Annotated in this window: 19 protein-coding genes; all 19 read right to left on the bottom strand. The window is 48.1% G+C overall.

Annotation, left to right across the window (positions count from 1 at the left end):
• Positions 1 to 5: 5 nt before the first annotated feature.
• The 19 genes from ACOQOE_RS06045 to ACOQOE_RS06135 all read right to left on the bottom strand — a co-directional run bounded on the left by ACOQOE_RS06045 (position 6) and on the right by ACOQOE_RS06135 (position 14,012).
• Positions 6 to 1,466: a phage tail sheath subtilisin-like domain-containing protein gene (locus tag ACOQOE_RS06045; RefSeq protein WP_420555180.1), complete on the bottom strand. Its 1,461-nt coding sequence runs from the start codon at positions 1,464 to 1,466 to the stop codon at positions 6 to 8.
• Complete coding sequence (locus ACOQOE_RS06050) at positions 1,466 to 1,633, bottom strand: DUF2635 domain-containing protein (protein ID WP_420555181.1); 168 nt, start codon at positions 1,631 to 1,633, stop codon at positions 1,466 to 1,468. Before ACOQOE_RS06050 ends, ACOQOE_RS06045 begins: the two co-directional genes overlap by 1 nt.
• A gap of 13 nt (positions 1,634 to 1,646) precedes the next feature.
• Positions 1,647 to 2,177, bottom strand: a complete 531-nt coding sequence (locus tag ACOQOE_RS06055) for a phage protein Gp37 (RefSeq protein WP_420555182.1) — start codon at positions 2,175 to 2,177, stop codon at positions 1,647 to 1,649.
• A gap of 8 nt (positions 2,178 to 2,185) precedes the next feature.
• Positions 2,186 to 2,617 (bottom strand): gp436 family protein, encoded by a 432-nt coding sequence (locus ACOQOE_RS06060; RefSeq protein WP_420555183.1) that lies wholly within the window; start codon positions 2,615 to 2,617, stop codon positions 2,186 to 2,188.
• Positions 2,617 to 3,009, bottom strand: a complete 393-nt coding sequence (locus tag ACOQOE_RS06065; protein ID WP_420555184.1) for an HI1506-related protein — start codon at positions 3,007 to 3,009, stop codon at positions 2,617 to 2,619. Before ACOQOE_RS06065 ends, ACOQOE_RS06060 begins: the two co-directional genes overlap by 1 nt.
• A gap of 65 nt (positions 3,010 to 3,074) precedes the next feature.
• Complete coding sequence (locus tag ACOQOE_RS06070; protein ID WP_420555185.1) at positions 3,075 to 3,968, bottom strand: Mu-like prophage major head subunit gpT family protein; 894 nt, start codon at positions 3,966 to 3,968, stop codon at positions 3,075 to 3,077.
• A 34-nt stretch (positions 3,969 to 4,002) separates the two neighbouring features.
• Positions 4,003 to 4,398, bottom strand: a complete 396-nt coding sequence (locus ACOQOE_RS06075) for a hypothetical protein (RefSeq protein WP_420555186.1) — start codon at positions 4,396 to 4,398, stop codon at positions 4,003 to 4,005.
• Positions 4,398 to 5,528 (bottom strand): phage protease, encoded by a 1,131-nt coding sequence (locus ACOQOE_RS06080; RefSeq protein ID WP_420555187.1) that lies wholly within the window; start codon positions 5,526 to 5,528, stop codon positions 4,398 to 4,400. The genes ACOQOE_RS06075 and ACOQOE_RS06080 overlap by 1 nt, the downstream gene beginning before the upstream one ends.
• Before the next feature lie 139 nt (positions 5,529 to 5,667).
• Positions 5,668 to 6,588, bottom strand: a complete 921-nt coding sequence (locus ACOQOE_RS06085) for a hypothetical protein (protein WP_420555188.1) — start codon at positions 6,586 to 6,588, stop codon at positions 5,668 to 5,670.
• A 123-nt stretch (positions 6,589 to 6,711) separates the two neighbouring features.
• Positions 6,712 to 7,185 (bottom strand): phage virion morphogenesis protein, encoded by a 474-nt coding sequence (locus tag ACOQOE_RS06090; RefSeq protein WP_420555189.1) that lies wholly within the window; start codon positions 7,183 to 7,185, stop codon positions 6,712 to 6,714.
• A 108-nt stretch (positions 7,186 to 7,293) separates the two neighbouring features.
• Entirely contained in the window at positions 7,294 to 8,568 is a 1,275-nt protein-coding gene (locus ACOQOE_RS06095; protein WP_420555190.1) for a PBECR2 nuclease fold domain-containing protein, read from the bottom strand.
• On the bottom strand, positions 8,568 to 10,136 hold the full coding sequence (locus ACOQOE_RS06100) for a DUF935 domain-containing protein (protein ID WP_420555191.1): 1,569 nt from the start codon (positions 10,134 to 10,136) through the stop codon (positions 8,568 to 8,570). Before ACOQOE_RS06100 ends, ACOQOE_RS06095 begins: the two co-directional genes overlap by 1 nt.
• Positions 10,136 to 11,716 carry a terminase large subunit domain-containing protein gene (locus ACOQOE_RS06105; protein WP_420555192.1) on the bottom strand — a complete coding sequence of 527 codons (1,581 nt, stop codon included), beginning with the start codon at positions 11,714 to 11,716 and terminating at the stop codon, positions 10,136 to 10,138. Before ACOQOE_RS06105 ends, ACOQOE_RS06100 begins: the two co-directional genes overlap by 1 nt.
• Positions 11,716 to 12,264 (bottom strand): DUF3486 family protein, encoded by a 549-nt coding sequence (locus tag ACOQOE_RS06110; RefSeq protein WP_420555193.1) that lies wholly within the window; start codon positions 12,262 to 12,264, stop codon positions 11,716 to 11,718. Before ACOQOE_RS06110 ends, ACOQOE_RS06105 begins: the two co-directional genes overlap by 1 nt.
• 2 nt (positions 12,265 to 12,266) lie before the next feature.
• The gene (locus ACOQOE_RS06115) at positions 12,267 to 12,563 is read right to left on the bottom strand and encodes an ArsR family transcriptional regulator (RefSeq protein WP_420555194.1); all 297 of its coding nucleotides are present in this window, start codon (positions 12,561 to 12,563) and stop codon (positions 12,267 to 12,269) included.
• Positions 12,564 to 12,566: 3 nt separating this feature from the next.
• On the bottom strand, positions 12,567 to 12,878 hold the full coding sequence (locus ACOQOE_RS06120; RefSeq protein WP_420555195.1) for a hypothetical protein: 312 nt from the start codon (positions 12,876 to 12,878) through the stop codon (positions 12,567 to 12,569).
• Positions 12,868 to 13,092 (bottom strand): TraR/DksA family transcriptional regulator, encoded by a 225-nt coding sequence (locus ACOQOE_RS06125; RefSeq protein WP_420555196.1) that lies wholly within the window; start codon positions 13,090 to 13,092, stop codon positions 12,868 to 12,870. Before ACOQOE_RS06125 ends, ACOQOE_RS06120 begins: the two co-directional genes overlap by 11 nt.
• Complete coding sequence (locus ACOQOE_RS06130) at positions 13,093 to 13,497, bottom strand: 3TM-type holin (RefSeq protein WP_420555197.1); 405 nt, start codon at positions 13,495 to 13,497, stop codon at positions 13,093 to 13,095.
• A complete protein-coding gene (locus ACOQOE_RS06135; RefSeq protein WP_420555198.1) occupies positions 13,494 to 14,012 on the bottom strand; it encodes a M15 family peptidase in 519 nt (172 codons plus the stop codon). The genes ACOQOE_RS06130 and ACOQOE_RS06135 overlap by 4 nt, the downstream gene beginning before the upstream one ends.
• Between the last annotated feature and the right edge of the window lie 8 nt (positions 14,013 to 14,020).

Raw genomic sequence — 14,020 nt, forward strand, 5'->3', positions numbered from 1 at the left:
TCACCTCACACAATGAATTGCTGTTTACCGGCAAATACGCGTGCCTGGTTAACTAGGTTAGGCGTATCACGCCAGTTAAGACGGTTGCGATCGTCGACATCACGCTCAACGACTAGCTGGCTGTCGTAGGTCGCGTAATCTTCAACCCAGCCTTTCTCTTCCATTTTTAGATAGAGCGCGAGAAGCTCACCGCGCCAGATCTTCGGCGTGATAATCGCTTGTCCTGCCGCAAAGTTAGTTCCATCGTCAGCTAATTTGTGCCGCGGGTATTTTTGAGCCTGCAGCAAGCGCTGTTCGTATCTGATGCGTTCTAGGGTTTCTGGTGTGCATATATCCAGGTAGCTCGCATCGGGCAGGCTGGCATCGTTGGTCTGGTACATGGTGATCTGACGCTCAATGCGGCAGGTACCGTCACGGTCTACGGTAAAGGTGCTCATGCCATCATAGAGCAGCAGATTGCGTTCCTGGCGTGTCCACTGGTCTTCAACTGCCGGTGCTTTCATGCCGGTCAGTTCTAATGTTTGTAGCGGACGGGCAGGGTCGATGCTTAATGAGAATGCAGCAACAGCGGCGTTAATAGCTGCGACCTCGTAAACCGGCGTTGGGCTCGTGTTAATCGCCATACATGACATGTGTGGGTTATTACGGGCGCTGCCGTATGTCCCCGCCGTAGAGTGTGTGCCAGAAAACGCGCTAAATACGCGACAACCAATTTGGCGCATCGGCCCCCAGCGGCTATCTAGCTCGGTTTCTAACGCCACCATGTTAGCCACATCGGTATAGGGGTTGATAATCCAGTTAAACCATTCATCACCCAAAGCGTCGATAGCGGTACTAATATCTGGGCTGCCTGTGCCGCCACTCATCGTGCCGATTGTTAAGATTAGGCCAGCGGGTAATTCTTCGCCTTGGTAAAAGTTAGTGCGGATATCAAAGCCATTGAATACTTCGCCTTTATGGCGAGCGGTAATGGTGACGGTGTCTGTGGAAACAGCGGCCGTTACAGGCAGATCTACGTCGGCATTAATAGCGGCGCTAATGCTGGCAGCTACTGCGTTTTCGTCATCTCCTTGAGCAATACCGACTGTTAGCCGTTTGCCGCCTAGATACAGCGCTATAGTGCCCGCAACGGTTGGTGCTGATGCGACTTGTATAGTACATGTTGCTACCTGTCCTGCAGCATTATCGTCTAATGCGATAGCCCATAGCTCAGTTTCTGGGTTTGCGTTGAGTGCAACCGCCAGTGTCAGTGCTAGCATCGAACCGCGTCCAAATAGCGCCACGGCTTGGCTTGGGTCGGTTACCCTAACGGGCACCCCTTCCGCTTGGGAGCCTGTTGTGAGGCGCTGGCCAAATGCGACCATCTTGTGCATAACACTAACGGCACCCGCGAGTTCATTATTGAATTCAATATAAGCGCCGGGCGTACGCAGGCTTGCGGGGATATTATCAAATGAGATAGCCATTATGATTTACCTTTCTTTTGTTCGATAGCTACTAAATCCCCGTCACGCAAACGGCGGCGGTAGTATGTGTTGTTAGGTACGTCGCAACCTTCCGATGGCATTAGGGTGCCGTCCTCTTTGCGAACGTGTACACCTGTTTTAGGGCGCACTTTCAGCGTATTGCTCATGGATTACTCCTTGTTAACTCGCTGTGATTTCGACGGTGTCAGCCGCCATCAAATGGGTTGAGTCGTTTTCATCGTAATGGTCTGCTTGATAGCGAAGCCAATCATCTAAGCTGCTAGCGTCCTGTTGATCTGGCCAGTTCATCGGCAGCGTAAATGTCATTTCATAGCAGCAGACGCCTTGCTTGCCTTCGGCGAAGCTGAATAGATTTTTTACCCGCAAAAAAGCTAGCGCGTCGGCTTGGCCTAAATCCAAACCATGTAACGCGGGTAGTAGCCGCTCTAACATCTGGTATATGCCGACCTCCCGTTGACCGTTTAAGGCGCGTCCCACTAAATAAACATGCCACTGGCCCTTTAATTGATCCGGGCTGCTATCAATATGTGTGCCTGTACTAAAACCAACAAAAACAGACGGTGCGGCCATAACCATGTGTTTTATGGTTTGAGCGCCCCAATGCCCTGGATGGGTTTCTATTTTCTTTACGCTATTGCCTAGAGCATTTTTAATTGCAGAGATCAGCGCGGTCTCAACGGCCTGTAGCATGTAGCACCTCAGATAAAGCTTTTATCATCACGGCTGAATACACTGCCGCCTGATTGCATTTCAGCACCGTCCATGGTTTCAGGGCGTTGGCCCTGGCTGTCGATACCGAGTGAAATATCACCTTTGGCGACTTTCTCTAAGTAGCGGATGGCATCCTTGTAGCGATTAGTTACTTCCTCTAGCGGGCTACGATCGTGTAGAAAGTAGCGGGTCATATCACAGGCATAGCGTTCTAAAACCGGTGGTACTTGTGCCAGAGGCAGCGGGTAACGGGCTGCTAAGTAACTGTCGATTGTGGCCGTTGCATCGGCGATAGCGCGGTCGACCTGTATTTGGTTAATTTCGTCTGGGAAATTACCAAAACCGTCCGATTCGGCGGTGAGCTGTATTAGCTCATCGGCACCGAAACGATCGGTCAGATCTTGGCTGGTGCAGTACATTACTTAGTACCATCCAGCTGATTAACAAACGCGTCCCATGCTGCGTCACGTTCGTCAGCGGTGGTGCCTTTTGGGTATGCGCTGGCTTTAGGAGTTTGGTCTTCTTTCCAAAGGCTCGCGTCAGCTGTATCTAGCCCTTTAATATGAGCGACTAGCTCTGCCAAGCGATCCGCATCCACGGCCCCTTGCGACGTAGAATCCGAACCTGAGTCTGTTTCACTTTCAGAAACAGTAAGGCGGGGGTCTTCAGCAAGTTGCTGAAGCTGTTCTTTAGTAAAGTGATCGGCTGCAAAAATATTTTGGCCTTGCTCCAGCTCAACACCGCCACGGCGATATCCAGAAGGGGCCGAACAGATAACCATGATCGCCGCGTGAATAACATATTTAGACATTGCATAACTTCCTCTCAATTAAGGTGAGCATCCGTGCTCAGGTTTCCTTTAAAACGGTTTAAGGGTTAGGCCAACCATGGGCAGATCAACAGCTCTACTTTTTTGTAGTTTGTGTTGGTCGAACCATTGGCGTTGTTAACTGCTTCCAGCAATGTTTCTGCTTTAGACATATTGTTAGGACCAACAACTAGCAGGTCTGGAATGATGCCTAAGGGTGAACCCGCATCATTTTTAAGTGACAACATGGATTCACGTGCAGCGGTGAAATTATCAGCGTTCAATTCTGCTTTAGAGCCAAACGCTAGCTGCCATAAACCAAAACCCGCGTTATAACGCCCATCGATACCCCAAAGAACTTCGTCATTTAAAAAGACGTGGTCAGAGGTTTCTGGATTAGATTTCATTACTAGGTTGAAGTTTTTACGGGTCTGCCAGATCAATGGCTTAATCGGGCGTTTGGTGCAAAGTAGATACCAACCTTCACCAGAGCCTGCCTGCATATTCGAGACAGAGACTTCTTCGCCGTCACTACCTACGGGATGGTCAGTATCAAAGAAGTTTTGGTTGTCATAACACAGCTCACTAAAGCCGGTTTTTAACAAACCAAAGGTACGGATGTCTGGAAACTCGGCGGCATCCACACCCATCTGCTGAAAGAGCGGCGTATAGACACCGTAGTTATCATCCTCAATCTCATCGACAGGGATGCCTTCTGTTTTTTCAAACTTTTTGTTTTGAATGGTGTACTGGTGCTTCTCCAAACGGTTGATAGCACGAGGGCCTAGCCATTCACGGATTTGGTTAGATTTACCTAGCCACGCGTAGGTGTTAGCTGCCGCACTGGAAGGCACGACAGTGGCAACCTTTTGGTACATAGATTCTGCAGCGTCAAACGCATTGTTAAATGCAGTTGATACTGTTGTATTTAGGATGCCGAGGTTTTGAGCATTAACGTCCATTTTGGGTCTCCAAATTAAGCGGATTTAAAGCGTGCTAGTCGATAAAGACCCAAACGCCGTTTGTTTCTACATCTTCGATACGACCGACTGCCGAGCTGTCGGTACTATCAGCGGTAACGGTCTGATCATCAGTGATGTAAGCGGTTGAGCCGATATCCGAACGATCAATATCACCGGCATTTTTAAAGAGATGCGCACCTGTATTTGTGACAATAGTGCCGTCACCATTTACGCCATTGCTGTTGTTGCTGGGGTGTATAGCAACACCGCGCACGCGCAATCCGGTCGCTGCGGTTGCTGGTTCTGCATAATCCGTTGCGTTTAATACAACCAAGGCACCAGAGAAAATATTTTTACCCGCCGCCACTGGGTCCGAATGTGAACCTTGGGCGCGGCGTTTAGTTGGGCGATCTTTTGTTAAAGCAGCCATTATTTGTCACCGTGGTTTTGTGGAAGGTTTTTTAGGTAATCTTCAGCAGATATCCCCATGTTTGCGCAGACCGTTAGTTCTTGAGCAGACAACGCGGCAACCCCTGTTTTTTTATCAGTATCGGGTTTGTCTTTACCGTTTGTTTGCTGGGTACTTAGCGCGGCGAGTGGTACGGCGTTATCTAGATAGGCCGTTAGGGCAGCCATGTCGCGTTTGCCTAAATCGTGCGCCCACTGTTCCATCGCGGGCAATAAGCGGCCATCTTCTAGCGCGGTACTAATTGTTTGCTCAAGCTCATTAGCGTTGGTACGTGCAGATAGAACAGCGACCTGATGTTGCAGCTGCTGAACAGCGGCAATAGGCACGTATTTAGCGGGATCGGGTTTGTTGTCTTGGGCGGATAGAGCTGCAACCTGTGTTTTAAGGCCGTCAGCTTCATCTGCTTTTGCCAGGGCGGTATCAACGGCAGATAGCGCAGCGGCTTCCTGTGCTTCTGTCATCTGCTCACCTTCGTTCAGCTCGATACCGAGTTTGGCTAGCAGCTTGAGCATTGCTTTGTTCATGGGAGGCGTCTCCTGTGGGTGTTGGTTTAAGATGTTGGCGCTGAGGGCTTCTAGGTCCTGCAACCCGTCAACGCCTGCACGGTTAGTGAGTGCCGCACTGTGGATGTAGAGCGGCTCACCGGTGTGCTGGTCGTACGGGAAAACGGCGGATAGGAAACGGTATTCCTCGCCTTTGATGAATTCTTTGGCACGGGAGGTCCACTGCGGTTTTATCCATAAACCAGAACCCTCCCGCCACTCCATGTCTTTAATCCAGCCCGATGCGGGTGCGGGCTGGCCGTTGTGGTCTTTGTTTAATGTTTGGTGTTCGTAATCGATTACCAGATCATTAGCGGAATTTTTGGCATATTGAATAAGACGTGAGGCAATATCTGCATTGATAACCCACTGACCGCCTGGAACATCAAAAGGACGACCATCAACTGCACTGAAGTGACCTGCAGGCAACAGGTGGCACCAGCCATCGTTTTGGCCATCAAATGCCAGAGATAGCGAGGCAAAACCAACATTAGCGTTAGTGGTTGCTGATAAAACAGCGAGAGATAAGGGATTGCGATTCGTCTTCATGCCGCCAGAATAGCGGCATGAAGTGGGGCGTGGGTTTAACCTTGGTTAGATGTTTTTAGTAGTCAAAGCTTGTTATTTCAAATAATGAATATTTTTAAGAATGATGGAATCTTTTTTAACAATCCTTTGTGTGAATTCATTAGCGAATGCTTTTTGTATAGCGCCTATAAACCCAGCCTATATAGTTGCGGCCATTGATCTGGGCTTCAACTAGGAGCCAAGGACGGTCGCTGTCATCCAAAATGTAGATTAAAGAACGTATTGGTAACTTCACAATTGATTCTGAATCTTTGCGCGCGAGCTCTCTCAAATGCAGCCCTCTTTCTGATGTAGTCACACGATAATTACGGATGGACTCTTTTTGCAATGTTGAAAGGTCTCGCAGAAGCGAGTTCACTTGTTGGGAAGTTTTTGCTGCACTTCGTTCAATCGCCTGTCGAGTCTTTATATGTTCCCTTTTTAATTCTTCTGTTCCCTGATGACCAATTTGAATACCGATTAACAATGGGAGGATTACCTGAAGAAAATAATTAATTAAGGCTTTCTGGATATCTGGCGAAAGTTTAAGAAAGTCTCCGCCTGCTTTGTTTTCAGTTTCAACTTGTTGTTCAGCTTCAACAATATCTAATGAGGCTATAGTTTCTATATTGGGAGAAAGGTCAATCTGGCTGTTAAAGGTTGTTCCATCAAGGAGTTCTTGGAGTGGGAAATTTTTTAAATCCAAGGCTTGTATCATTAATGCATGCTGTCGTTGAGATGCATGCATTTCAGTAATGAGGCTAGATATTTCTGAGCTTTTAATGCTCTGGCGTATTAGTTTGTCTAGTTGCTTGCTTGCATTAGTAAGTGCTTCAATTTTTTTAATATTAATATTTGCCTGTGCGTTAGAGTTAAGTAAATCTTGGCTTTTTCTTAACGCCTCAAAGGCACGACGGTTTCGTTTTATTGCAGCTAATGTGGAGTTTTTATAGAAGAAAGGGGTGTATTTTGAAAAATCAGGTAACTTAGGAAGTACCGTTTTTCTGTAATGCTCCAGTGGATTTGAAGATCTATTGCTCATTACTTTTGGTGTCCTAAAATATGCTTAGCAGCCGTTAGACCCGCGTTAGAACCTTTAAACATAATTATTACGCGCCAATATAGCAACTAAAGCTTATAGCGTCTTAGATCGCCTTACAGGCCGTTACGCCTTTCTATCAATATGCTCCTTAATGATCTCGATTATTTCTATCTCATCCTCTGCGCTTAGGCCGAGGTAGGGACGGGCTTCTATATTTCGTTCTTCATCACCAAACTGGTGAGTGGCCGCATAGGCGCTTGTACCGGGTCCGGTGCTTACGCCTGCCATATCAATTGAGTGAAAAGGGTAGATGGTATCCCGTAGGTGCAGGTGCTCACCGTGTAGGATCTGGTTAACCGGTACGCCTTTTTTACGTTTACGGGCTAAGGTCTCTGGTGTAAGTGTTGCCCAAGGCGTACCGTCGGGGGCCTGCTCTTCGTCAAAGTGATCGCGGCTGCGCTCGTGGAGAAACTCGGATATCTCTAACATAGCGGGGGACATATTACCGGAGAGCTTATGCAGCTTTTTTAAATAGACTTGGATCTGAGTATCATCAATCCCGGTATTTACGTTAATTGTGTATTGAGTTCCCGCCATTGCTTTTTTATCCTATAATCATGTTCTGCCTAGCAGCCTATAGCACTCCGAGGTGCGCCCAAAGAGCTGCTGGCCGGTGGCACGGCGGAGCGAGCCACTATCTACTTACTACTGCTTGGTGTCATCCGTCTTTCTATACAACAATACCCCCTCACGCTGTCGCTCCAAGTAAGCATTCCGTTCTGGCACCCGCTGACCTTGTTTCTTACTGTAAGGCGTAAATATGGTATTGCCTGTCCATATACCTTGCCCATATTCAAATGCACTAAATCCATGTGCTTGTTGACCGGACTCTTCCATCTGCCAGCGTTTAATGTAGCGGCGCTTGAGGCGATACTTGCCTGGTCGTGAATGATCGGGTTCTAGTATTGACCAGATTTCGTCCGGCTCTTTTATTGCACGTGCGAGTAAACGCATATAGCGGTGGCGCAATTTGTCTTTAGACACTTTGAGCTGACCGTTGGCAGAGCGGAATAGGTAATCGTTAATCGCCATGGGTTCGCCCAGTACGTCTTTATAAACAATAGGACCTTCTGCCCCAAATTCGTTTAAGAACGCATTAACGTAGCCTTCCTCTGGTAGATCATCGGGTAGTAGATCGCTTTGTTTGGCCATGCTTGGTGTAGGCAGCGCAGGTTTAGCGGCAGGGCCAATGGGTATTGGTTTAGCATTTGCTGGCCACTGCTCTTTAAATTGAGGCGTACTATGACGTAGCCAGCTTTGCCCAGGCGTGTGCTCAAAGCCGGGATCGATCCCTAGCGGTACTTGCTTAAGCTCCCCGGTAAGTTTATCGAGATGTTCTTTGTATTCATCTGCGGGAGCAGTATCGGGCGTGGTTTTACCTAAGCGCTTCATAGCGCGTTCGGATTTAGGGAATTTCTTACATTTGCAGCCATAGCCATTTGATGGACTGTGAGCACCCCACCATGGGTCATCGGATGCGAGCACCAATCGGTCCCATGCTTTATGTTGTGGGCGGAAGTTTTCAGCACCGGAGTGGCGATATTCTGTATAGGGAAACAGCTCTTGAAAGCCCGGCTCAGCCATTTGAGCCTCGCGTCCTGCATTGTATGCCTGACGGATGTTAGTTTCGTAGATAAGCTTAGAGCGCCAACCGCGACTGCCGTTATAGTCCCAACCATGCTTTTCTACGATGCTGTCAAAACGTTTACGGAAGTCGTGCAGTGTTTCTCCATCTTGAATGGCCGCTTGTATGGCGTTAGAGAAACCCTCCACTATTGCGGTTTTATTGGCACCGGCAACCATAAACGCATGGTCGTGCTGTTTACCATGCACGTCGGCCCAACCGTTTGTGGGTAATGGGATCTTTTGCTGCAAGTAGTCAATGGCTTGCTTGAACGGCTTATCACCATAGATAGGCATTATTCCGCGTCCTGTAGCAGTTCATAGCGGCCTGCTAATGCTGCTACGGTTAGCGCTTGACTCATTACTTTTTCAAGGTCTGCCGTGTCTATTTGTAGAGCAAGGAGTTGCTCTTGTAATTGCTCTAGCGAGTCTGCACTGTCCACTGCATGGCGAAGTTGATCTAATATATCGGTTGTGTGTTCAGTGGTTCGCTGCTGTACGTTCTCTAGGAGCAGCTCTACTTCGTCTGTTTCGCCAGAGCCATCCGTTGCCGCGAGCGCCGCGAGTGCTGTTTGGTTTGGTGGCGGGGCAGTCTCTTTTGATAAGGTCAGTACCGGTTCACCCTTAACCGCTTCAGGAATCTTGGTTTTTTCATGTACCCAAGAGACAGGTATGCCGACACCGACCTCTACCAACCCTTTTAAGGGTTGTACGAATTGCGCTAGATCTTCACCTTCGTTTAGATCGTACTCTAAGCGAGGAATACGGCGAGGGCTACTAAATGACTTACCGTTGAGCACATACAACGGATAGATAACATCACGGGTTAAGGTTGCAGCGAGTGCTTTTAAATCGGCATCGCGGATCTCTTGGCGTACTTCGTTATGCACATTGCCTAGGGCATTGGTGCTGGACTTACCATCTGCCTGGCTTGTGAGTGTGCCGCCTAAAATGGCTTTTGATTGGCTGCGCTCACACCAATTAACCATCGCCATAAAGGGATCGGAGGCACCGTCTGCGGCTTTCTCGAACTCAATCTCCATGCCTTTAGGGATAATACCGCCAGCATTGTGGCCAATACTCATGACTGCACGAAGTAGTGTTAGCTTCTCGCGATCGCTTGCGCCTGCAGGGTATTTACCTAAACGCATAGGCAAACCGTAGATCTCTAAAAATTCAGCTAGGTCACGGACACTGTAGTTTTTAAATAGAAAGGGCCATGCCAATACACGCGCCAATCCATTGCGCGCTAAATAGCCGCTTTTAGCTTTGGCAATATGGCTGATCCAACCAAATTGGCGCAGTGTCTCACCATTATAGCTACCATCCCGTAGTGTTAGTTGGTTACGGTTGTCTGGGCTTATCTGAAACCAACTAGGATCGCGCCACTCCGCATCAGCAATAAAGTGGGTTTTATCGGCGTATTCCCATTTGAGTTCTTGGTTAGAAAAACCTTTTAGAATGCCGTCGCCTGCGTCAAATACAGCATCGTCTAACCATGTTGCTGAGCGTAATAACTCCTCGATCATCTCTGCATCGCGCACTTCATTGGCGCTCGCGTTAGGTGGGGGGACAATGTTCCAGTCGACGCTTTGCATGGCCAAACGGCGTTTGCCTAACTCACTTTGTATATGGGCGTCCTTCTCTTCCATATCTTCGGCGAGTTCGCATTGGCGTATAAGGTTCCCTTGTTCGGCTTCTCGCAAAATAGCCGCGAGCTTAGCCGGTGCTAAACCACTGGAGGGATGTTCACCGTAATGATTGCGTAGTTGCGCAACTTTAGCGCTCGCTTCGGTTTGTTGTTCTTCCAGATCGGGGAGCGTGAACGGTTGTCCGTTGATATCAACAATGGATGAGTTAGCCATTACCAGGCTCCTTTTTCGTATGAGGGTAGGTCGTCATCGTCGTCACTGCCCCAAGGGTCTGCTTTATTAGGCAATGGGGTGAATGCTATTTCACCACCTTCCATATAACTGGCGCGTACTATCATTGCATATGCCACAGCACAGTCCCCGTGGCGTTGCTTACCATCTTCGCCTTTGCCTGAGCCTTTTTCTATTTGTGGCACACCTTTGGTGACGACTATTTTTCGTAGATCTGTGACGACATCATTATTTTTGGGGATTTCTAAATCGTCATCTTCAAATTTGGCTTTAAACTTGGGCATCCACTCTCGGTACCACGCGATATTGAGCATCACCTGCTCTATCATCTCCGTACCGTATTTATCCGCTGCTTTCTCGGCTAGTGAACCGCCGTTACCTGTCGCATCAAATGCGGCACCAATAAAGCGGGGTAGGTTATCGATTACATAGAACATAATCTGTTCTTGTTGAGAGTAAGGAACGTTGCGTAACTCTAAGTGAAACGGCACTTTGATACGGGTATCTTTTTGGATAGCGCCCACAGCGAATATTGAGAGGTCACCTTTGCGCGCAAAGTCTTCACCAAATACGTGGGTTAGGTCTGGGTTTAACTGTTCTAAATGGGGTGCGACGTCTTCTTTTAGCCATTGCTCCACGTCTGCTTCACGCTGAGAGATAGGGAGCTTTTCAAAATCTTTAGGTGCTTCAAAACCGATGATTTTACAGTCATCACTCATGGCACGGTCGATCAGGCCGCGATTGATATAAGCACCACCGCCTTGTTTAGGCACGCAGTAGTATTCCTCTAGCGCGTCTTCTTCGGTAGCAGTTGCACGGAGTAGATCTGACTTCCATTTATCTTCGGCTTCTTGCGACCATTCTTGGTGGGTTATTTGGCATATGCGCTTATATAGCCCTTCCGCACAAGCATCATCTAACGTGATGGTGTGAATGCTGTAATCTTTTTTACCCGCTAGGCTATCTTGTATCAGCTCATTAAATAAGTTTTCAGCGCCGTTGTGGGTACTAATTAAGCGAACTCTACTACCCCACATAGTAAGAGCCAGTGCAGCCTTGAGTACTTCGGCTAGGCGATCATGGAAGGCGGCTTCATCGATTGTTACGTTGCCCTGCATACCTCGTAGGTTAGCGGGGTTACTCGACAACGCTTGAATCTTAAAGCCGCTGGCGAAGTAGATAACAAAGGTAAGAATCTCTTTACCGTCTTGGCCATCATCGATAAAAACTTCTTCTTGTATCTCACCTGCTGCTTTATTAAATGCCTTGGACCACATGGCTGCGGCCTCAATAAACTCGCGCGCCATCTCTTTGTTAGAGCCAACATAGAAATGATTGCAACCGCCATCTGATCTAGCTGTACCGGCGCAAAGAGACGCGTCAGCTGCTTCGGCCCAGGTTAAACCGGTACGGCGTGATTTTTGGCCAATCTTTAGAGGGGACTCATCAGCTATCCAGCGCTTTTGATAGCCAAGCAGTACTTCGTTTGCGTCGAACTGCTGAAGTTCGTAAATACCGTTTTTGACTGCTTCTGTAATGGCATTTTCTTGGGATAGGTCCATTAACGAATACCCAATATTTCATCTTTAATTGCCTGGACACCTTCGCGTGTCATGCCTTGTTGCTTGGCAACGGTTTCTGCGATGCCTGCCGCTTCCTCTGCAGCTAATTTGCGAATCTCGCGTTCACGTTTTTCGTTAACGCTGGCAGCTTCTTCTAAGTGCTTAATGGATAGGGATAGCTCTTTTAGAAGCTTTGGCGGTACGGGGTCTTCACCCTCTGACATATGCAGGGCAGTTTCAAAGGCCATGGTACGTGTAAACTCGTTTAAGAGTTTGCCTACCTGCCCCTGGGGTTGATTGCCTAGTTTGCCAATCCACATTTCAGCTACTTGACGCGATTGACGCATTTTAGCGCCGATGGCATCCATACGCTGGCTGTAACGATTAACCGCTGATTTGCTGACTTCTTGATCGACACCCTCAGCTTCTAACAGTTCGTTGATGCGTAAAGTTGCGTCGAGTTGAGAGACTTTAGGGTCTCGTAACAATTCATGCAGTGCGTCACGAATTTCATCGGGGAGTAGATCGATGGAGGATTTACGCGCCATGGCTACGCCCCCGGTCCTGGACGTTTAATACCTGGCACGGATGCGCTGCCTTCGGATACGTCTAAACCACGCTGGGTGATTTTTGCTACATAGACACTGGACACTACGTCATAGGTGACAAGGCCTTGCTCTTTAAGCCACGCGATATCTGCGTGCAGACGGTCGCGGCTGACTTTATGACCCCAGACCTCTAGTGCTTTTTGTAGAATCGAGCTATTGATTGTGTAGTCTTGATCTTCTGCCAAGTGGCGAAGGATAACCAACCGGCGGTCTTCTTCTTCGAATTTATCAAATGGCATGAGTTAATCCTTTTTATTTAATAAATACTGATGGATCAGATTGAGAGTGTTTTGCATTCCATCTAACTTACTGTCGAGTTCTGATGTTTGCTCCCTTAGTCGAGCGATATCCTCATGGGTTGGGGCTGCTTTGGCTAAGGTTTCGACTGCTTGAATACGTTTATCTAATCGATGGATATCGCCTTGAGCTTGGTCGATCGTTTCTTTGTTTTTGTTGCTGCCGGAGCGTACCCATGCGGCGATAGCAACAAACATGGCAATAACCCAAACTATAAAATCCAGCCAGAATTTAAATGCATCCCAGTTAACGTCCATGTTTGTGTTCCTCGATTTGCTGGCAATGAATACAGCGTGCCGCTTCAGGCTTAGCCGCTAATCGATCCAGTGATATGGGGGTGTCACAGCTAATACAAATTACTCGTCCATCAAGGGTTTGCTGTGTAGGCTCGGTGCGTTTTAAGGCGTTATCGAGCGCTGCCTGACGATGGCGTATTTCGAGCTTTTTAGCTTCATCGAGAATGTCGGTCACTTAATCTTTCCTCATAACGTCTGTTATTTTGGGAACGATTTTTTCTGCGCTTCTCCCCACCACATAACCACCTAAACCTATTTGTAACAGTGTCCATGCTTCATCGGCTAAGCGAAAAGCGGTTAGACCAAAGGCATCGGCTACCACTAGAATTAAGAAGGTGAGCATGGTGATAGGTCGCCAGTTACGTTGTAACCAGCTTGCACCTTGAGCTTCGGCAGTGATGACCTGAGCTTGTGCCTGCATTAACTTGGTTTCGTACTCCATGACCTTGTCGGCCAGCTGAGTCTGCATCTCAAAAATACTGGCTTTGACCTGTAGCCGCTCATCTTCTGATGTATGCAGCTCATCAATCAGATTGGTCAGAGGAGATACAAGCCCTGATAAAAACTTCCAACCACTCATACGGGGTATTCCTCCCAACATAGTTCGAAGTGGGGGCCGTCAGGGAATGGTTTTTGACCGGCTGCTTTTTTACGGTCTATATACATTTGAAAAGCTTGTTCGGCACTATCGTAGCTGTCTAAATAATCCCAGCAGCCACCCCATTTGATACGCACCTTTAGTTCTTCAGCTGCGGCTTTTATCGCGTTAGCAATTAGGAAGTAGAACTCCCATTCCCAACTGATGGTGTTATCAACCCACGCGCCAAGATCAGAAGCATGAGAAATCGGCCCTAGTTCTGGTGCATTTTTTGGCACTCGGGCTAAATGGCGAGAGTTCTTGGTTTGGGATTTTCCTTGGCGGACTAAATGACGTTGGCGCTTATCTGTACGGAGGGTTTCCAGCACAGTGAAATCTACTTTGGATAACTGGATCGCGCGCTCAACCACCGCTGCTAAATCGGGGTGGCAATCTGCAAGCCGCTGTTTAGAGCGACGGCCTAGAACAAAGGCCGCCGGGGTTGGGTTTTCAGACATAATAAAAA

Origin of the sequence: Neptuniibacter marinus, assembly GCF_965223595.1 — a bacterium.
Taxonomy (GTDB): Bacteria; Pseudomonadota; Gammaproteobacteria; order Pseudomonadales; family Balneatricaceae; genus Neptuniibacter; species Neptuniibacter marinus.

Excerpts from the sequence above, each read along its gene's own strand:
- ACOQOE_RS06075 (WP_420555186.1), bottom strand. The coding sequence starts at position 4,398 with ATGGCTGCTTTAACAAAAGATCGCCCAACTAAACGCCGCGCCCAAGGT.
- ACOQOE_RS06115 (WP_420555194.1), bottom strand. The coding sequence starts at position 12,563 with ATGCCATTTGATAAATTCGAAGAAGAAGACCGCCGGTTGGTTATCCTT.
- ACOQOE_RS06055 (WP_420555182.1), bottom strand. The coding sequence starts at position 2,177 with ATGCTACAGGCCGTTGAGACCGCGCTGATCTCTGCAATTAAAAATGCT.
- ACOQOE_RS06100 (WP_420555191.1), bottom strand. The coding sequence starts at position 10,136 with ATGGCTAACTCATCCATTGTTGATATCAACGGACAACCGTTCACGCTC.
- ACOQOE_RS06120 (WP_420555195.1), bottom strand. The coding sequence starts at position 12,878 with ATGGACGTTAACTGGGATGCATTTAAATTCTGGCTGGATTTTATAGTT.
- ACOQOE_RS06085 (WP_420555188.1), bottom strand. The coding sequence starts at position 6,588 with ATGAGCAATAGATCTTCAAATCCACTGGAGCATTACAGAAAAACGGTA.
- ACOQOE_RS06045 (WP_420555180.1), bottom strand. The coding sequence starts at position 1,466 with ATGGCTATCTCATTTGATAATATCCCCGCAAGCCTGCGTACGCCCGGC.
- ACOQOE_RS06080 (WP_420555187.1), bottom strand. The coding sequence starts at position 5,528 with ATGAAGACGAATCGCAATCCCTTATCTCTCGCTGTTTTATCAGCAACC.
- ACOQOE_RS06050 (WP_420555181.1), bottom strand. The coding sequence starts at position 1,633 with ATGAGCAATACGCTGAAAGTGCGCCCTAAAACAGGTGTACACGTTCGC.
- ACOQOE_RS06090 (WP_420555189.1), bottom strand. The coding sequence starts at position 7,185 with ATGGCGGGAACTCAATACACAATTAACGTAAATACCGGGATTGATGAT.
- ACOQOE_RS06130 (WP_420555197.1), bottom strand. The coding sequence starts at position 13,497 with ATGAGTGGTTGGAAGTTTTTATCAGGGCTTGTATCTCCTCTGACCAAT.
- ACOQOE_RS06065 (WP_420555184.1), bottom strand. The coding sequence starts at position 3,009 with ATGTCTAAATATGTTATTCACGCGGCGATCATGGTTATCTGTTCGGCC.
- ACOQOE_RS06060 (WP_420555183.1), bottom strand. The coding sequence starts at position 2,617 with ATGTACTGCACCAGCCAAGATCTGACCGATCGTTTCGGTGCCGATGAG.
- ACOQOE_RS06105 (WP_420555192.1), bottom strand. The coding sequence starts at position 11,716 with ATGGACCTATCCCAAGAAAATGCCATTACAGAAGCAGTCAAAAACGGT.
- ACOQOE_RS06110 (WP_420555193.1), bottom strand. The coding sequence starts at position 12,264 with ATGGCGCGTAAATCCTCCATCGATCTACTCCCCGATGAAATTCGTGAC.
- ACOQOE_RS06135 (WP_420555198.1), bottom strand. The coding sequence starts at position 14,012 with ATGTCTGAAAACCCAACCCCGGCGGCCTTTGTTCTAGGCCGTCGCTCT.
- ACOQOE_RS06070 (WP_420555185.1), bottom strand. The coding sequence starts at position 3,968 with ATGGACGTTAATGCTCAAAACCTCGGCATCCTAAATACAACAGTATCA.
- ACOQOE_RS06095 (WP_420555190.1), bottom strand. The coding sequence starts at position 8,568 with ATGCCTATCTATGGTGATAAGCCGTTCAAGCAAGCCATTGACTACTTG.